Below are 16,769 nucleotides of genomic sequence, written 5' to 3'. Positions count from 1 at the left end.
GCGCCGAAGCTCTGGAGTTCCTCAACTCTGCTTTGGCGCGTCCGAGGGCCGGGCATCACCGGTTCACGCAAGTGCGAGGCGCCCACGGGGGGCCGCTTCGGGGGAAACGGAAGGAGGGTGGCGCCATGGTTGTCGGCATCATCCTGGCGGTGATCGGAGTCATCCTGATCGGGGCGCTCGTGTCCAAGGCCCGCAGGGGCGGATCCGGGCGGACGACGCGTCGCGGGGCGTGGGCGTCCACCGGTTCCGGCCGTCACGACAGCGGCGGCAGCTGGTGGGCCGGCGGGGGAGACTCCGGCTCGTCCGGTGGGCACTCCTGCGGCGGCGGCTCGTCCTGCGGTGGAGGCGGCGGTGGCGGATGCGGCGGCGGAGGCAGCTGACCGGCACACCGGCCGGCCCTCATGACGGGGGAAGCCGCATCCACCGAGCGCGAGTGTGAGCGCGAGCGCGGGGTCCGCACCTGGGGCGGGTCCCGCGTTCCCGTGCCGGGGCGGAGTTCTCGACCGGTGGATGTGTCGAACTTCCGTCCGATGGCTTTACGTGGATTCGGGCAACTTCTCATGCCTGTAGGACAACTGCGCCCAGTGGGTGGTGCGTCCGGGGGTGACTGCGGCAACTGCGGCCGTCACAGGGCCACTTCGGTGGTCAGGGGGAATGCCGGGCGCCCGTCCGTCCGGGCTTCGGGAGCGCGCCACGGCGCACCGGCGCACGCCTCCCCGGTACCGGCGCACGCCGTGGTTGAACAGTTGAGCAGTGGAGCCCTCTGAGGGATGGAAACCCTACGAACTTGGGTAAAAACGCTGTGGCGGCGCCACTGTTCATGATTCCCTCTCCTCACCAACGCAGCCTCTCGGACGTCCCGCGGACACCTTCCTGAAACCGGCCGACCGGTCTGACCCGGGCCGACAATCCCCCGGTGCGACCGGGGCGCAGCGGACCCATCTCCCTCTCCTTGTGTGCTTGCGGAGCCGATCCATGCTCACAACCCTGAACACCTCCTACAGCGACACGCGCGCGGCCGATCTCGCCTGGGCCCTGGGGCGCGAGCCGCTCCCCGCCCTGGCCACCCTCGACCTCGAACTGACGGGCAGCAAACTGCAGTTGCGACTCCTCGGCGCGTCCCACCAGGTGCTGCTGGAGGAGGAGCGGGGCGTCTGCTCGGAGACGGTGGCGTGCATCCCGGGCAGCAGCACTCCGCTTCCGCTCGGCGTCGCCAAGCGGGTGGGCGACTGGGAGTACGAGTTCGCGGCCCGGGTCGAGGTCCTCTCGCCCGGTTCCTTCGCGGGCCGCGCCCAGGAGTTGCTCGCCCTTGTCTCCGACCACCCGCACGGCCTCGCCGGTGTCTTCCCCGGCAGCCCGCACGCCTTCACCGCGCTGCTGGCCCAGCACCACGAGGGGCAGGTGCACTGGCGGACCTGGCACGCGTACCCGCAGGACGGCCAGTTGGTGGCGACCCGGACCAGAGTGGGAGTCCGGATGCCGGCGGCGGTCACCGCGCCCTGAGCGGGACGTCCGGGCGGAGTCCGGCCGGACGGCCCGGGCGGAGCCCTGGTGTTGAACCCCTTCTCGTACCGATGTCCGTCCTCTGTAAACCAGCACCACACGTGTGGGTGACGGACCGCAGCGGAGGCGTGACGTAACGTCGCAGAGTGATCGAGCCGCACGTGCCCGCCCCGCCCGGTTCCCCGCCGCCCTGGAGCGCCCCGGACGGCCCCGGCGGCCCGGCGCGGCTGCCCGTCCGGCCGGGCACGGGACGGTTCCTGGTCCTCGCCGGCGTGTTCGTCTGCGCGGCCTGCGGACTCGTGTACGAACTGGAACTCGTCGCGCTCGCCTCGTACTTGATGGGCGACTCGGTCACCCAGGCGTCCGTCGTGCTCTCCGTCATGGTCTTCGCCATGGGCATCGGCTCCCTCGCCGCGAAGCGGCTGCGCGGGCTCGCCGCGGCCGGCTTCGGCGCCGTCGAGGCCACCCTCGCCCTCGTCGGCGGATGCAGCGCGATGGCCCTGTACGCCGTCTTCGCCTGGACCGGCGACTGGGGCGGGATGTGGGCCAGCGGACCGCGCTGCCTGCTCGTCGCGTTCTCCCTCGCGACCGGGCTGCTCATCGGCGCCGAGATCCCGCTGCTGATGGAGCTGATCCAGCGCATCCGCCGCGAGGACGCGGGCGGCGCGGTGGCCGACCTGTTCGCCGCGGACTACGTCGGCGCCCTCGTCGGCGGCCTCGCCTTCCCCTTTTTGCTGCTGCCGTTCTTCGGCCAGCTGACCGGTGCGCTGCTCACCGGCGCCGTCAACGCGGTCGTCGGCGGCGCGCTGGTGCTCGGCCTGTTCCGCCGCGACCTCACCCGGCGCGCCCGCTGGCTGCTGCTGCTCGCCAACGCCCTCGTGCTCGCGGTCCTCGCCTCGGCCGCCGTCCTCGTCGACGACTTCGAGCGGGCCGCCCGGCACGCGGTGTACGGGGAGGACGTACGGGTGGCGCTCCAGTCCGGCGTGCAGGAACTGGTCCTCACCGGCGGCACACCCGGCCGGCCCCTCGACCTGTTCCTCGACGGCCGGCTGCGGGTCAGCGGGCGCGACGAACTGCGCTACCACGAGGCCCTCGTCCACCCCGCGATGAACGGGCCGCACACCCGTGTGCTCATCCTCGGCGGCGGTGACGGCCTCGCGGCCCGCGAGGTGCTGCGCCACCCCGGAGTGGACCGGGTCGACGTCGTCGAACTCGACGCGGAGGTGGTCCGGCTGGCCCGCACCGACCCGTCCCTGTCCGCGCTGAACGAGCACGCGTTCGGCGACCCCCGCGCGCACGTGACGACCGGGGACGCCTTCGGCTGGCTGCGCTCAGCGCCCCCGGCGGCGTACGACGTGGTCGTCTCGGATCTGCCGGACCCGGGCATCACGGCGAGCACGAAGCTGTACTCGCAGGAGTTCTACGGCCTCGCGCGGCGCGTGCTGGCCCCCGGCGGCCGGCTCGTGGTGCACGCCGGGCCGGTCGCGTCCAGCCCCCGCGTGTACTGGACGGTGGAGGCGACGGTCCGCGCGGCCGGCTTCCGCACCGCCCCGTACGCCACCGGCGGGCGGCACGCCGGCTTCGCCGTCGGGCCCGACCGCACGCCCGCCGACCGCTCCCACGCGCCCCGGGACTGGGGTTTCGTCCTCGCCGCCCGCACCGAGCCGCGGCCGCGCCTCGACCCGGACGGCCCGCGCCCCCGCCTCCTCACGGACGCGTCCCTCGCGGCGGGCGCGCGGGCGGCACGGGAGACGCGGATCGCGGGGCTCCCGGCGTCGACGCTCGTCCACCCCCGGTACTGAGCCGGCGGCAGCGAGCGGGAGCGGGCCGGGAGGATACGCCTGGTGGGGGCGGATCGGGGGTGAATCCCTCAGGCGGGGGTGCGTTTCCGGCTGTGCTGGGTAGAGTCCGTCGACATGGAGCACGAGGTGTTCGTTCCGGTTCCGGCCGAGCGGCTCAGGGAGGTGCTGGACGACCCCGCGCGGGTCGCCCGGGCGGTTCCCGGGCTCCAGCAGGACGCCGGTGCCGAGCCCGTGGCCGGGCGGCTGAAGGTCCGGGTCGGCAGCCACTCCGTCACCTACCGGGGAGCGGTACGGCTGTCCCGGCGGGCCGACGGGGCGTACGCCGCCGAGGGCGAGGCCGAGGAGTCGCGCGGCAGCGGCTCGGTCACGCTCGCGCTGCGGATCTCCCTGCGGGAGGAGGACGACGGCTGCACCGTGGTGTTCGACGGCACGGCCGCGGCGAAGGGACGGATCACCGACCTCCCGGCGGACGCGGTGGAGGGAGCCGTCACCCGGCTGCTGAACCGTTTCGCGGAGCACCTGGCCGCGGCCGCCCCGGACCCGACCGCGCCCCTCGCCACCCAGGACTTCGAACCCCGGGCCACGACGGACTACGAGACCACCCCGGACGCCGACGACGCGCCCCCGTCCCCGCCCCCGCCTCCCGCACGGCCGGAGAGCGGCCCTGCAACAGAGGGCGGCTCCGCGGAGGCGTCAGGACCCGCGCCCCACGACGAGCCCGCTGCCCGCGGCGACGACGGCCCGGACCCGGGGCTCACCGAGGAACCCCCGGGTTCCGCCGGCGAACCCGCCTCCGTCTTCGGCGCCGAGGTCCCGCCCCCCTCCCTCGAACACCCGGAGGAGGACGACGAGGACGACGAGGGCGTCGCCGAGGCGGCACACGCGCGGCGGACGATGATCGGGCGCAGCGCCGAGGAGGTGGACCATGCCCCGCCGCGCGGTCGCTACGCCCCCGTCCCCGCACCCCAGACCGTGTCCGCCCCCGCCCCGCTGCGCTGGGCCGCCCCCGCCGCGGCCCTGGCCCTGGCGTCGGCCATCGTGGCGGTGCGGGCCCTGCGCAGACGCCGCTGAAGGGGCCGCGCCCTCTTGATCACCCCAGTAGGGTCGTCCCGTGAGTGACGAAGACATCACGCTGACCGCGGGCGACGCGGAGGCGACCGTGCAACCGGGCAACGGCGGCCGGGTCGGAGGACTGCGGATCGGCGGCGTCGAACTGCTGCGGCAGGGCGAGCGGTTCGGCTGCTTCCCGATGGTGCCGTGGTGCGGGCGGATCCGGGACGGGCGGTTCCTGGACGGCGGCGTCGTCCGGCAGATGCCCCTCAACGCCCCGCCGCACGCCATCCACGGCACCGTCCGCGACCACGCCTGGCGCACCGCCCGCACGAACCCGGACGAGGCCGTCCTCACCTACGAGCTGGTCGACCCCTGGCCCCACCCGGGCCTCGTCACCCAGGTCGTCGCCCTCACCGAGGACAGCCTGACGCTGACCATGTCCGTGGAGACGTACGAGTCGTCCTTCCCGGCGCAGATCGGCTGGCACCCCTGGTTCAACCGCAACCTCGGCGGCGAGGACGTGACCCTCGGCTTCGACCCCGCCTGGCAGGAGGAGCGCGGCGACGACCACCTGCCCACCGGCAACCGCCTCGACCCGAAGCCCGGCCCCTGGGACGACTGCTTCGGCATGCCCGGCGGCGTCGACGTGACCCTCACCTGGCCCGGGCAGCTGGAGCTGAAGGTGACCAGCCGCGAGGAGTGGGTGGTCGTCTACGACGAGCAGCGGGAGGCCGTGTGCGTGGAGCCGCAGACCGGCCCGCCCAACGGGCTCAACACCCTGCCGCGCCTGGTCACGCCCCTGGAGCCGCTGGAGGCCACCACCACCTGGAGCTGGCGCCGCCTCTAAGCTGGGCGGCATGACGGACACACGCGGCGCGCTGCTGCAGCAGATCAAGGACAAGGCCGTGGTGCACGGCAAGGTGACCCTGTCGTCGGGTCTGGAGGCCGACTACTACGTCGACCTCCGCCGCGTCACCCTCGACGGGGAGGCCGCCCCGCTCGTCGGGCAGGTGCTGCTGGATCTGACCGCCGACCTGGACTTCGACGCCGTCGGCGGCCTCACCATGGGCGCCGACCCGGTCGCCGCGGCCATGCTGCACGCGGCCGCCGCCCGCGGGAAGCGCCTGGACGCGTTCGTCGTACGCAAGGCCGCGAAGGCGCACGGGCTGCAGCGGCGCGTCGAGGGCCCGGACATCGCCGGCCGCCGCGTGCTCGTCGTCGAGGACACCTCCACCACCGGCGGCTCCCCGCTCACCGCCGTCGAGGCCGTGCGCGAGGCCGGGGCCGAGGTCGTCGCCGTCGCGACCATCGTCGACCGGGCGACCGGCGCCGCCGAGAAGATCCAGGAGGGGGCCGGGGTGCCGTACCTCTTCGCCTTCTCCAAGGACGAGCTGGACCTCGACTGACCGGGGGCCGACCAGGGCGTGGACGTGGCCTGGACCTTCCGGCCAAGTCTGGAAAGATGGGGCCGACGATGACGTCGCACCCCAAGGTCTAGGTCAGGGCCGTAGACAAAGCAGTACGTCAACCCGCAGATACAAGGAGCGGACGCATGCCCATCGCAACTCCCGAGGTCTACAACGAGATGCTGGACCGGGCGAAGGCAGGAAAGTTCGCCTACCCGGCCATCAACGTGACCTCCACCCAGACCCTGCACGCGGCCCTGCGCGGTTTCGCTGAGGCGGAGAGCGACGGCATCGTCCAGATCTCCACGGGTGGCGCCGAGTTCCTGGGCGGTCAGTACAGCAAGGACATGGTCACCGGCGCCGTCGCCCTGGCCGAGTTCGCGCACATCGTCGCCGAGAAGTACCCGGTGAACATCGCGCTGCACACCGACCACTGCCCGAAGGACAAGCTCGACGGGTACGTACGTCCGCTGCTGGCCCTGTCCAAGAAGCGCGTCGACGCCGGTCTGGCCCCCCTCTTCCAGTCGCACATGTGGGACGGCTCGGCCGAGACCCTCGCCGACAACCTCTCCATCGCCCAGGAGCTGCTGGAGCAGGCCCGCGCCGCGAAGATCATCCTCGAGGTGGAGATCACCCCGACCGGTGGCGAGGAGGACGGCGTCTCCCACGAGATCAACGACTCCCTGTACACCACGGTCGACGACGCGATCCGCACCGCCGAGGCCCTCGGCCTGGGCGAGAAGGGCCGCTACCTGCTCGCCGCGTCGTTCGGCAACGTGCACGGCGTGTACAAGCCGGGCAACGTCGTGCTCCGCCCCGAGCTGCTGAAGGAGCTGAACGAGGGCGTCGCCGCCAAGTTCGGCAAGGCCTCCCCGTTCGACTTCGTCTTCCACGGCGGCTCCGGCTCCACGGAGGAGGAGATCCGCACGGCGCTGGAGAACGGCGTCGTGAAGATGAACATCGACACGGACACCCAGTACGCCTTCACGCGCCCGGTCGCGGACCACATGTTCCGCAACTACGACGGCGTCCTGAAGGTCGACGGCGAGGTCGGCAACAAGAAGACCTACGACCCGCGCACCTGGGGCAAGCTGGCCGAGGCCTCCATGGCCGCCCGCGTCGTCGAGGCCTGCGGCAACCTGCGCTCGACCGGCACGAAGATCAAGTAGTACCCGGTTCCGCTCGCGTCGAGCCCGGCACCTCCTGGGGTGCCGGGTTCTTCCGTATGCTCCTATGCTCCCTGCATGCCCGATGTCCGGCTGGCCTCACCGCAGGGCAAGTGGATCCTGCTCACCACCGTCCTCGGCTCCAGCATGGCGCTGCTGGACTCGACCGTCGTCAACGTCGCCCTGCCGCGCATCGGCCGTGACCTGGACGCGGACCTGGCCGCCCTGCAGTGGACCGTCAACGCGTACATGGTCACGCTGGCCGGGCTGATCCTGCTGGGCGGGGCGCTCGGGGACCGGTTCGGGCGGCGGAAGGTCTTCGTCGTCGGGGTGGTGTGGTTCGCGGTGGCGTCCCTGCTGTGCGGGGTCGCGCCGACCGCGGAGGTGCTCATCGCCGCCCGCGCCCTGCAAGGGGTGGGCGGTGCGCTTCTGACGCCCGGGTCGCTGGCGCTGATCCAGGCCTCCTTCCATCCCGACGACCGGGGGCGGGCCGTGGGCCTGTGGTCCGGCTTCGGCGGGATCGGGGCGGCGGTCGGGCCGTTCGTCGGGGGCTGGCTGGTGGACGGGCCGGGCTGGCGGTGGGTGTTCCTGCTGAACGTGCCGCTGGCGCTGCTCTGCGTGCCGGTCGCGCTGCGGCACGTCCCTGAGTCGGGCGACCAGCGGGCCCACGGGCGGTTCGACGTGCTCGGGGCGGTGCTGGGCGCGGTGGCGCTCGCGCTGGTGACGTACGCGCTGATCGAGGCCGGTCAGGGCGGTGCCGTGGCGGCGGTCTCGGCTCTGGCCGGGGTGGCCGCGGCCGTCGCGTTCGTGGTCGTCGAGCGGCGGCGGGCCGAGCCGATGATGCCGCCGGACATCTTCGCGTCCCGGCAGTTCACGGCCGTCAACCTCGTCACGCTGTGCGTGTACGCCGCCCTCGGCGGGTTCTTCTTCCTCGCCGCGCTGCAGTTGCAGGTGGTCGTGGGCTACTCGGCCCTCGCGGCCGGTACGGCGCTGCTGCCCACGACCGTGCTGATGCTGCTGCTGTCCGCGCGGTCGGGGGAACTGGCCGACCGGATCGGGCCGCGGGTGCCGCTGACGGTGGGGCCGCTGCTGTGCGCGGCGGGGATGCTGCTGATGCTGCGGGTCGGGCCGGGGGCGTCGTACGTGGCCGATGTCCTGCCGGCGCTGGTGGTGCTCGGGCTGGGGATGGTGACGCTGGTGGCGCCGCTGACGGCGACCGTGCTGGGGTCCGTGGACGTGGCGCGGGCCGGGCTGGCCAGTGGGATCAACAACGCGGCGGCACGGGCGGCGGGGTTGGTGGCGGTGGCGGCGTTGCCGTTGCTGGCGGGGATGGGGGAGGAGGCGTACCGGGAGCCGGTTGCTTTCGATACGGCGTTCGGGAAGGCGATGGGGTGGTGTGCGGGGGCGTTGGTGGTGGGGGCGGTGGTTGCGGCTGCGGTGGTGCGGAGGCCTCCGGCGGGGTGCAGGCGGCCGGAGTGTCTGCGGCATGGGGGTGTTTCGGCGCCGCCGTTGGAGGGGGAGCCGGTGCGGAAGCGGTTGGGGTAGGTGCCGGCTCGGCGTTGCTGGGTGCTCGGCGTGGGTGCTGAGGCCGGGTGGGTGCGCAACCCGGCGGAGCGGGGTGCCGCTGCGCCCACCCGTGCCGCCCCAGCGGCACGATTGCCCGCAGCTGGGGCCGCACGACTGCCCGCAGCTGGGGCCGCACGACTGCCCGCAGCTGGGGCGGCACGATTGCCCGCAGCTAAGCGGCATGGCGCAGACTTGGGGCATGTCCATTCACGAGAACCTTCTCGGGGGTCCGCCCCCGACCCATCTGCCCGACGACCCCGGGCCCCGGGAAATGCTCGCGTCGGGTGCGTCGCCCGTCGACGTCGCCGGCGCTCACCCCACCTCCTCCCTCGCCTGGGCGCAGCTCGCCGACGAGGCGTTCGAGCGGGGTGCGGCCGTGGAGTCGTACGCGTACGCCCGGACGGGCTACCACCGCGGCCTGGACGCGCTGCGCCGCAACGGCTGGAAGGGCCACGGCCCGGTGCCGTGGGAGCACGAGCCGAACCGCGGCTTCCTGCGTGCCCTGCACGCCCTCGCCCGCGCCGCGCAGGCGATCGGCGAGCAGGAGGAGTACGAGCGCTGCTCCCAGTTCCTGAAGGACTCCTCGCCGACGGCGGCGCAGGTCCTGGGCTGACAGACGGCCCGTGCGGTGTGAGGCTCGCCCGTCCCGAGCGGGCGGGCCTTGCGGTTTCGGGGGACGATTGCGGAGTATGCCGGTGGGGACCGGGGCCCCCGTGCCGGCATCGGCAGGGGCGGACCGCTACCCGGAGTTATCTGCAGGAGACAGCGATGTCCCACGAGGCTCACGAGCCCGAGACCCCGCATCTCGACTTCCAGGGCACGACGCCGTACGAGGACTACGTCAAGGCGGACGTGCTCACCCACCTCCAGCACACCCTCTCCGACGATCCCGGAGAGATGGTCTTCCTGGTGACGACCCAGGTGATGGAGCTGTGGTTCACCGTCATCGTCCACGAGTGGGAGACGGCGGCCCGCGCGCTCAGGGGCGACGACGTACCCACCGCCACCGCCGCGCTGAAGAGGTCCGTGCGCGAGCTGGAGGCGCTGAACGCCTCCTGGAGGCCGCTGGCCCAGCTCACCCCGGCCCAGTTCAACTCGTACCGCAGCGCCCTCGGCGAGGGCTCCGGCTTCCAGTCGGCGATGTACCGGCGCCTGGAGTTCCTGCTCGGTGAGAAGTCCGCGTCCATGCTCGTCCCGCACCGGGGCGCGCCGCGCGTGCACGCCGAGCTGGAGAAGGCGCTGCACGAGCCGAGCCTGTACGACGAGGTCGTGCGGCTGCTCGCGCGGCGCGGGTACGACATCCCGGAGGCCGTGCTGCGGCGCGACGTCTCCAAGCGCTACGAGCCGTCGCCGGAGGTGGAGGCGGCCTGGACGGCCGTCTACTCGGGTGACGAGAGCGACGAGGTCGCCCGGCTGGGCGAGGCGCTGAGCGATGTCGCCGAGCTGGTGTGGCGCTGGCGCAACGACCACCTCGTCGCCACGCGCCGCGCGATGGGCTCCAAGACGGGCACCGGCGGTTCCGCGGGGGTGGCCTGGCTGGAGAAGCGCGCGCAGAAGAACGTGTTCCCCGAGCTGTGGACGGCGCGGTCCTATGTCTGAGCCGGCGGAACGCGCACAGAAGCTGGACGCCGTCGACGAACTGGCCGGCAAGCGTGCCGAGTTCGTCCTCGACGACGTGGTCTACCTCGACGGCAACTCGCTCGGTGCCCTGCCGGCCGTCGTGCCCGGGCGCGTCGAGGACGTCGTACGCCGCCAGTGGGGCGAGCTGCGCATCCGGTCCTGGGAGGAGAGCGGCTGGTGGACGGCGCCTGAGCGGATCGGCGACCGGATCGCCCCGCTCATCGGGGCGGCGCCCGGGCAGGTCGTGGTGGGCGACTCGACCAGCGTCAACGTGTTCAAGGCCCTGGTGGGCGCGGTGCGGCTGGCGCGGCCGGCCGGCCCCGTGCGGGACGAGATCGTCGTGGACGCGACGACCTTTCCGACCGACGGGTACATCGCCCAGTCCGCGGCGCGGCTGACCGGCTGCACGCTGCGGCCCGTGGCCCCGGCGGACGTCCCGGCCGTGCTGGGCGACCGCACCGCGGCCGTCCTCCTCAACCACGTCGACTACCGCACCGGCCGGCTGCACGGCCTGCCGGCGCTGACGACCGCCGTGCACGAGGCCGGGGCGTACGTCGTGTGGGACCTGTGCCACAGCGCGGGCGCGCTGCCGGTCGGGCTGGACGAGCACGGGGTGGACCTGGCGGTCGGCTGCACCTACAAGTTCCTCAACGGCGGGCCCGGTTCACCGGCGTACCTGTACGTGCGGCGGGAGCTGCAGGACCGGTTCGACTCGCCGCTTCCCGGCTGGAACTCCCACGCCGAGCCGTTCGGGATGCGGGCCGACTACGAGCCGGCCTCCGGCGCCCCGCGCGGCCGGGTCGGTACGCCCGACATCCTCTCCATGCTCGCCCTGGAGGCGGCCCTGGAGGTGTGGGACGGGGTGTCGGTGGCGGCCGTGCGGGCCAAGTCCCTCGCGCTGACGGACTTCTTCCTGGAGTGCGTCGCCGCGTACGTGCCCGAGGGGCGGGTCGAGTGCCTGACGCCGATGGCGCACGAGGAGCGGGGCAGTCAGATCGCGCTGCGCTGCGGCGATGCCGGTGACGTGATGAAACGGCTGATCGAGCAGGGTGTGGTCGGCGACTTCCGGGCGCCGGACGTGCTGCGCTTCGGGTTCACCCCGCTGTACGTCGGGTTCGCCGACGTGGAGCGGGCGGCCCGGGTGCTGGCCCGGACGCTGGCCTGACGCTCCCGGCCGGACGGCCCCTGCCGCCACGGGGGCCGTCCGGGGCCGTCCTGGCCTCGCCGCCCGGTCTTCACCCAGCGTGACATCCCCGTGTCCCCGCATGTCACGCGCCTGATACCGTCCCGGCCATCGGCTGAACTCTCAACTGGTACGCCCCGTACGGTTCATCGCTGGAAGGTTGGAGCATGACGGACGACGTCGCAGCAGCACGGGCCGCTGCCGAGGAGGAGTCGGCCTTCTCCCACGCGCCCGTCGACCCCGACGCCACCGCGGCCTACGGCGACCACCCCGACCAGGTGATCGACTTCTACGCCCCGCGCGGGCAGGGCGGCCCGGGCGGCCCCGCCCCGGTCGTCCTCGTGCTGCACGGCGGTGCCTGGCGGGCGCCGTACGACCGGCGCCACGTCAGCCCGTTCGCGGACTTCCTCGCCCGCCGCGGGTTCGCCGTGGCCAGCGCCGAGTACCGGCGCGGGGGCGGCGAGGACCCCGTGGCGGGCCGCTGGCCCGACACCTTCGACGACGTCGCCGCCGCACTCGACGCCCTCCCGGCGCTCGTCCGGGAGCTGCTGCCGCAGGCCGACCCGCGCCGGACGGTCCTCACCGGCCACTCGGCGGGCGGGCACCTCGCGCTGTGGGGCGCGGCCCGGCACGTCCTGCCGGCGGACTCGCCCTGGCGCGCCGGCGGCCCGGCGGCCCTGCGCGGTGTCGTCGCCCTCGCCCCGATCGCGGACTTCGCCGTCGCCGACAAGCTGGACGTGTGCGGCGGTGCCGTACGCCAACTCCTCGGCGGCGACGAGCACTTCGCCGAGCGGCAGCCGTACGCCGACCCGGCGCTGCTGCTGCCCACCGGCATCGCCACCACCCTCGTCCAGGGGCGGGCGGACCTCGTCGTACCGCAGGCGGTCGCCGAGTCGTACGCGGACGCGGCGGCGAAGGCCGGGGAGATGGTGGGGGTGACGCTGCTGGAGGACGTGGGGCACTTCCCGCTCATCGACCCGGCGGCGGACGCGTGCGCGGTGGTGGCGGAGGAGATCGCCCAACTGGCGTGGTGAGCCGCCGTCCCGCCGGCACCGCGGGGCGGTCGCGACGGCCCCCGGGGGGGGCGCCCCCGGTCGTACCCGTAGTACCTGAGAGCCAGTCCCGAGGTGAGCTCCGCGGCGGGACGCGGACGACGGGGCCCGCTCCGTAACTTCCCTTCCACGCAGACCCGATGGCCGGGTGCGGTGGAGGGGGACGACCATGGGGTTCGCATCGGGACACCGGCGCGCGGGGCGGTGGCGCCGGGCCGTGCTCGCCGCCCTCGTCACGGGTGCGGTGGTGCTCCCGCTCTCCGCCGCGGTCCGGCCGGAGATCCCCGCGCCGGCGCCCGCGTCCCTCGCCCCCCTCAGCGCGTCGACGCTCGCCGGGGCGTACGCGGCCAACCGTGACAACGCCGCCGAGGCGGCCCGCATGGCCGCGGCCCACCACGACCGGGACCGGGCCGCGACGGACCGTTCCCTGGCCGCCCCGGCCCGGCACCTCCTCCGGTTCGACGGCCGCGGCTCCGGCCGGGTGACGGAGGTCCTGGGCGACCTCGCCCGGGCCGACCGCATCGCCGTCCTGGTCCCCGGCTCCGACACGAGCCTCGACACCTACGGCCGGTTCCACGCCGCCGCCTCCGCCCTGCACGGGCGGCTCGTCCGGCAGGCCCCGGCGGGCACCCGCACCGCGGTCGTGGCCTGGCTGGGCTACGAGACGCCGGGCACGGTCAGCGCGACGGTCACGACGACCGGCAGAGCGGAGCGGGCCGCCCCGCGGCTGCGCGCGCTCGTCGCCGACCTGCGGGCCGTGGCGGGCACCGGACCGCGCATCTCGCTGCTGTGCCACTCCTACGGGTCGGTCGTCTGCGGGCGCGCCGCCGCCGGACTCGCCGTCGACGACATCGCGCTCGTCGGCAGCCCCGGCACCGGCGCCGACTCCGCCGCCGCCCTGCACACCCGCGCCCGCGTCTGGGCGGCCCGGGGCGCCGACGACTGGGTGGCGCACGTCCCGCACGTCAGCGCCGGCCTGTTCGGCACCACGGTCGGTTTCGGCACCGACCCCGTCTCCCGGGCCTTCGGCGCCCGGGTCTTCGCGGCCGGCGACGGCGGCCACAGCGACTACTTCAGGCCCGGTTCGACGTCCCTGGTCAACCTGACGCGGATCGTCCTGGGCGAGACCGAGGCGGTGACCCATGACTGACATCGGGGTGCGCGGCGTCCCCCGCGCCCTGCGGCGGGAGGCCGCCCGGATCGGCGCGGCCACCCCGGCCGACCGCGACCGGGCCGTGGACGCCCTGCGCGCCTTCGCGGTCCTCGGCGTCGTCCTCGGGCACTGGCTGGTGACGGCCCTGGTCGCCGACGGCCCCGCCCTGCGCACGGCGAGTCCGCTGCAGCACATGCCCTGGCTGGCGCCGATCTCCTGGCTGTTCCAGACGCTCGCCGTGTTCTTCCTGGTCGGCGGCCACGTCGCCACCCGGGGGTACGCCTCGGCGCGCGCCCGGGGCGTGCCCTACCACCGCTGGCTGACGGGCCGTCTGACCCGGCTGTTCAAGCCGGTCCTGGCCGTCCTCGGCCTGTGGACGGTCGCCGCTTCGGCGCTGCTGCTGTCGGGCGCCGAGTTCGGGACGGTCCGGACCCTGGTGAAACTGGCCCTGTCCCCGCTGTGGTTCCTCGTGGTGTTCGCGGCCCTGACGGCGGCGACCCCGCTGCTGGCCCGGCTCAACCCGCTCTGGCCGCTGGCCGTCGTCCTCCACGTGGACCTGCTGCGCTTCGGCCTCGGCGGCCCCTCCTGGCTGGGCTGGGTGAACGTCGCGGCGGGCTGGATGGTGCCGTTCACGCTCGGCGCGGCCTGGACCCGGGGCGAGCTGGAGCGCCGCCGCGCGGGCTGGGTGCTGCTCGTCGGCGGGGCGGCGGCGACCGCGGGGCTCGTCCTGTGGGCGGGCTATCCGGCGTCGATGGTCGGGGTGCCGGGTGAGGGCTTGTCCAACCTGGACCCGCCGACGCTGGCCGTCGTCACCTTCGGGCTGGCCCAGTGCGGTCTCGCCCTGCTGCTGCGCGCACGGCTGCGGCAGGCGATGCGCGGGCCCGTCGCCTGGGCGGCGGTGGCGCTCGTGAACCTCTCCGCGATGACCGTGTTCCTCTGGCACCAGACGGCCCTGATGGCCACCACGGCCACCGGCCTCCTCGCGGGCCGGCTCCCCGGCCTGCACACCCGGCCCGACGGTCTGGACTGGGTCGGGGCCCGGCTGCTGTGGCTGCCCGTGTTCGCCCTGGCCCTCGCCGTCTGCTGGGCCGCGTTCCGCTCCTTCGAGCGGGGCGGCGGCCGGGGCCGTGGCTCGAAGGTGGTGCGGGAGCACCGTCCCGCCGGCAGTGGTACGGCGGCGAAGGCGCGGCATGTCTAGGCTGGGCCGCGTGACGGACAGGGGGGTGGGGCGCGCGCTGCGGGCGCGCGTAACGGGCTGGCTGCGGAAGCTGTGCGCGGACCTGTGGACCCTCCGGCCGGACCCGCTGCCGCCCTCCACCTGGCTGCGCTGGCTGCCGCACGGCCTGGTCTGCCTGGCCGCGTTCGGCGTCACGGTCGGCGGCACGGGCGACATGAGCGACAACGGCCACCTGCCCCCCACTCTGGCCTTCCTGATCGCCTGCGGACAGGGCGGCGCCATGGTCCTGGGGCTGTGGCGGCCGGTCCCCGCCTGGTGGCTGTCCCTGGGCGCGTTCGTCGTGGGTGCCATGGCCGTGCGCGGCCGGCTGGGCTTCGACCCGGACACCTACACCTGGCCCTGGACCGCGGCCGGCATCGTCGCCGAGCTGTTCGTGCTGCTGCTGCTCGCGCTGCGGGTGCCCACCCGGGCGGCGATCGCGGCACTGGCCGTGACCGCGCTCCTCACCAACGTGCTGGAGGGGCTGCCGGGTGCTTGGCGGTACGACACCACCGGCGTGCTCGCGATCTCCCTGTTCACCGTCGTCGTGATCGTCGGCACCGCCCTGCGCGGCCGCCGCGAGGCCCGCGCGGAACTCGTCGAGCAGACCACGCTCACCGCCGAGGAACGCACCCGGCGCACCCTGCTGGAGGAGCGCAGCCGCATCGCCCGGGAGCTGCACGACGTGGTCGCCCACCACATGTCGGTCATCTCCATCCAGGCGCAGGTCGCCCCGCACCTCGTCCAGGACCCGCCCGACGAGCTGAAGGAGAACCTGGCCGGCATCCGGCAGAACGCGCTGGAGGCGCTGACCGAGCTGCGCCGGGTGCTGGGCGTGCTGCGCTCGGAGCACCCCGAGCCGGGGGAGCCGTCCGCCGGGCCGGGCGGCGACACCGCCCCGCACGCCCCGCAGCCCACCCTCGACCGGCTCGACGCGCTGGTGGAGAACACCCGGGCCGCCGGCCGCGAGGTCGCGATCGAGATCGACGGCGAGCGGCGCCCGCTGCCGCCCGGTGTGGAGCTGTCGGCGTACCGGATCGTGCAGGAGGCGCTGAGCAACGTCCTGCGGCACGCGCCCGGGGCGAGCGCCAGGGTCCGTCTCACCTACCGGCGGGACGGGCTGGAGGTGGAGATAGTCAACTCCCGGCCGACCGGTCCCGCCCCGCCCTCCAAGGGCGCGGGGCACGGACTGCTGGGGATGCGGGAGCGCGTCGCGATGCTCGGTGGCACCATGACGGCGCACCCGTGGCACTGGGACGGCTTCAAGGTGACCGCGTTCCTCCCGGACACGCCACCCGCCGACGGCCCGGGCACCGGCCGTTCCGACGACCGCACCACCGACCCCCGGGGAGGAACCCCATGACGAGCAGCTCCGGCCGACCCATCCGGGTTCTCATCGTCGACGACCAGGCGATGGTCCGGCAGGGCTTCGGCGTGCTGCTCGGCACCCAGCCCGACATCGACGTCGTCGGCGATGCGAAGGACGGTGAGGGCGGTATCGCGAAGGCCGCCGAGCTCGACCCGGACGTCGTCCTGATGGACATCCGCATGCCCGGGATCGGCGGCATCGAGGCCACCGAGCACATCACGGCGGCGCACCCGGACATGAGGGTGCTGGTGCTCACCACCTTCGACCTCGACGAGTACGTGTACGACGCGCTGCGCGCCGGGGCCTCCGGGTTCCTGCTGAAGGACGCGTCCTCCGAGCAGCTCGCCGAGGCGGTACGGGTGATCGCGGCCGGGGACGCGCTGCTCGCCCCGGGCATCACGCGCAAGCTGATCGCCGAGTTCTCCCGGCTGGACAACCGGCCCCGCAGCCCGCTCAAGGAGCGGATCGGAGACCTGACCGAGCGGGAGACGGAGGTGCTCTCCCTGATCGCGCAGGGCCTGTCGAACGCGGAGATCGCCCGGCACCTGGTGGTGGCCGAGCAGACGGTGAAGACGCACGTGGGCCGGATCCTGGTGAAGCTGGGCCTCAGGGACCGGACGCAGGCGGCGGTGTTCGCCTACGAGTCGGGGCTGGTGCGGCCGTCGGGGTACTGAGGGCGC

At 74.2% G+C, this 16,769-nt stretch carries 16 protein-coding genes; all 16 read left to right on the top strand.

Annotated features, from left to right (window positions below; genetic code table 11):
- The first annotated feature begins 125 nt into the window (after window positions 1-125).
- The 16 genes from ABZ948_RS12285 (at window position 126) to ABZ948_RS12210 (ending at window position 16,763) form a co-directional block, all read left to right on the top strand.
- Window positions 126-380 carry a hypothetical protein gene (locus ABZ948_RS12285; RefSeq protein ID WP_359758848.1) on the top strand — a complete coding sequence of 85 codons (255 nt, stop codon included), beginning with the start codon at window positions 126-128 and terminating at the stop codon, window positions 378-380.
- Between the two features lie 595 nt (window positions 381-975).
- Window positions 976-1,503, top strand: coding sequence for a DUF2617 family protein (locus ABZ948_RS12280; RefSeq protein WP_359758847.1), 528 nt, complete (start codon window positions 976-978; stop codon window positions 1,501-1,503).
- A 146-nt stretch (window positions 1,504-1,649) separates the two neighbouring features.
- The gene (locus ABZ948_RS12275; RefSeq protein WP_359758846.1) at window positions 1,650-3,305 is read left to right on the top strand and encodes a polyamine aminopropyltransferase; all 1,656 of its coding nucleotides are present in this window, start codon (window positions 1,650-1,652) and stop codon (window positions 3,303-3,305) included.
- A gap of 114 nt (window positions 3,306-3,419) precedes the next feature.
- Window positions 3,420-4,376, top strand: coding sequence for an SRPBCC domain-containing protein (locus tag ABZ948_RS12270; protein WP_359758845.1), 957 nt, complete (start codon window positions 3,420-3,422; stop codon window positions 4,374-4,376).
- Window positions 4,377-4,416: 40 nt separating this feature from the next.
- Complete coding sequence (locus ABZ948_RS12265; protein ID WP_359758844.1) at window positions 4,417-5,205, top strand: aldose epimerase family protein; 789 nt, start codon at window positions 4,417-4,419, stop codon at window positions 5,203-5,205.
- A 10-nt stretch (window positions 5,206-5,215) separates the two neighbouring features.
- Window positions 5,216-5,764, top strand: a complete 549-nt coding sequence (gene pyrE, locus ABZ948_RS12260) for an orotate phosphoribosyltransferase (protein WP_359758843.1) — start codon at window positions 5,216-5,218, stop codon at window positions 5,762-5,764.
- A 146-nt stretch (window positions 5,765-5,910) separates the two neighbouring features.
- Entirely contained in the window at window positions 5,911-6,933 is a 1,023-nt protein-coding gene (gene fbaA, locus ABZ948_RS12255) for a class II fructose-bisphosphate aldolase (RefSeq protein ID WP_359758842.1), read from the top strand.
- A 75-nt stretch (window positions 6,934-7,008) separates the two neighbouring features.
- Complete coding sequence (locus ABZ948_RS12250; RefSeq protein WP_359758841.1) at window positions 7,009-8,475, top strand: MFS transporter; 1,467 nt, start codon at window positions 7,009-7,011, stop codon at window positions 8,473-8,475.
- A 220-nt stretch (window positions 8,476-8,695) separates the two neighbouring features.
- On the top strand, window positions 8,696-9,109 hold the full coding sequence (locus ABZ948_RS12245) for a DUF3151 domain-containing protein (protein ID WP_359758840.1): 414 nt from the start codon (window positions 8,696-8,698) through the stop codon (window positions 9,107-9,109).
- A 155-nt stretch (window positions 9,110-9,264) separates the two neighbouring features.
- Window positions 9,265-10,095, top strand: coding sequence for a tryptophan 2,3-dioxygenase family protein (locus ABZ948_RS12240; RefSeq protein WP_359758839.1), 831 nt, complete (start codon window positions 9,265-9,267; stop codon window positions 10,093-10,095).
- Entirely contained in the window at window positions 10,088-11,281 is a 1,194-nt protein-coding gene (gene kynU, locus ABZ948_RS12235) for a kynureninase (protein WP_359758838.1), read from the top strand. The genes ABZ948_RS12240 and kynU overlap by 8 nt, the downstream gene beginning before the upstream one ends.
- Window positions 11,282-11,466: 185 nt before the next feature.
- Complete coding sequence (locus tag ABZ948_RS12230; RefSeq protein ID WP_359758837.1) at window positions 11,467-12,333, top strand: alpha/beta hydrolase; 867 nt, start codon at window positions 11,467-11,469, stop codon at window positions 12,331-12,333.
- Between the two features lie 187 nt (window positions 12,334-12,520).
- Complete coding sequence (locus tag ABZ948_RS12225) at window positions 12,521-13,501, top strand: alpha/beta hydrolase (protein WP_359758836.1); 981 nt, start codon at window positions 12,521-12,523, stop codon at window positions 13,499-13,501.
- Entirely contained in the window at window positions 13,494-14,702 is a 1,209-nt protein-coding gene (locus tag ABZ948_RS12220) for an acyltransferase family protein (protein ID WP_359758835.1), read from the top strand. The genes ABZ948_RS12225 and ABZ948_RS12220 overlap by 8 nt, the downstream gene beginning before the upstream one ends.
- The gene (locus tag ABZ948_RS12215) at window positions 14,695-16,083 is read left to right on the top strand and encodes a sensor histidine kinase (RefSeq protein WP_359758834.1); all 1,389 of its coding nucleotides are present in this window, start codon (window positions 14,695-14,697) and stop codon (window positions 16,081-16,083) included. Before ABZ948_RS12220 ends, ABZ948_RS12215 begins: the two co-directional genes overlap by 8 nt.
- Window positions 16,080-16,763, top strand: coding sequence for a response regulator (locus tag ABZ948_RS12210; RefSeq protein WP_359758833.1), 684 nt, complete (start codon window positions 16,080-16,082; stop codon window positions 16,761-16,763). Before ABZ948_RS12215 ends, ABZ948_RS12210 begins: the two co-directional genes overlap by 4 nt.
- Window positions 16,764-16,769 lie beyond the last annotated feature (6 nt).

Source organism: Streptomyces olindensis, from assembly GCF_040645895.1.
GTDB lineage: Bacteria > Actinomycetota > Actinomycetes > Streptomycetales > Streptomycetaceae > Streptomyces > Streptomyces olindensis.
Note: the sequence above shows the minus strand (reverse complement) of the source record. Positions and strands in the feature narration are given on the sequence as shown.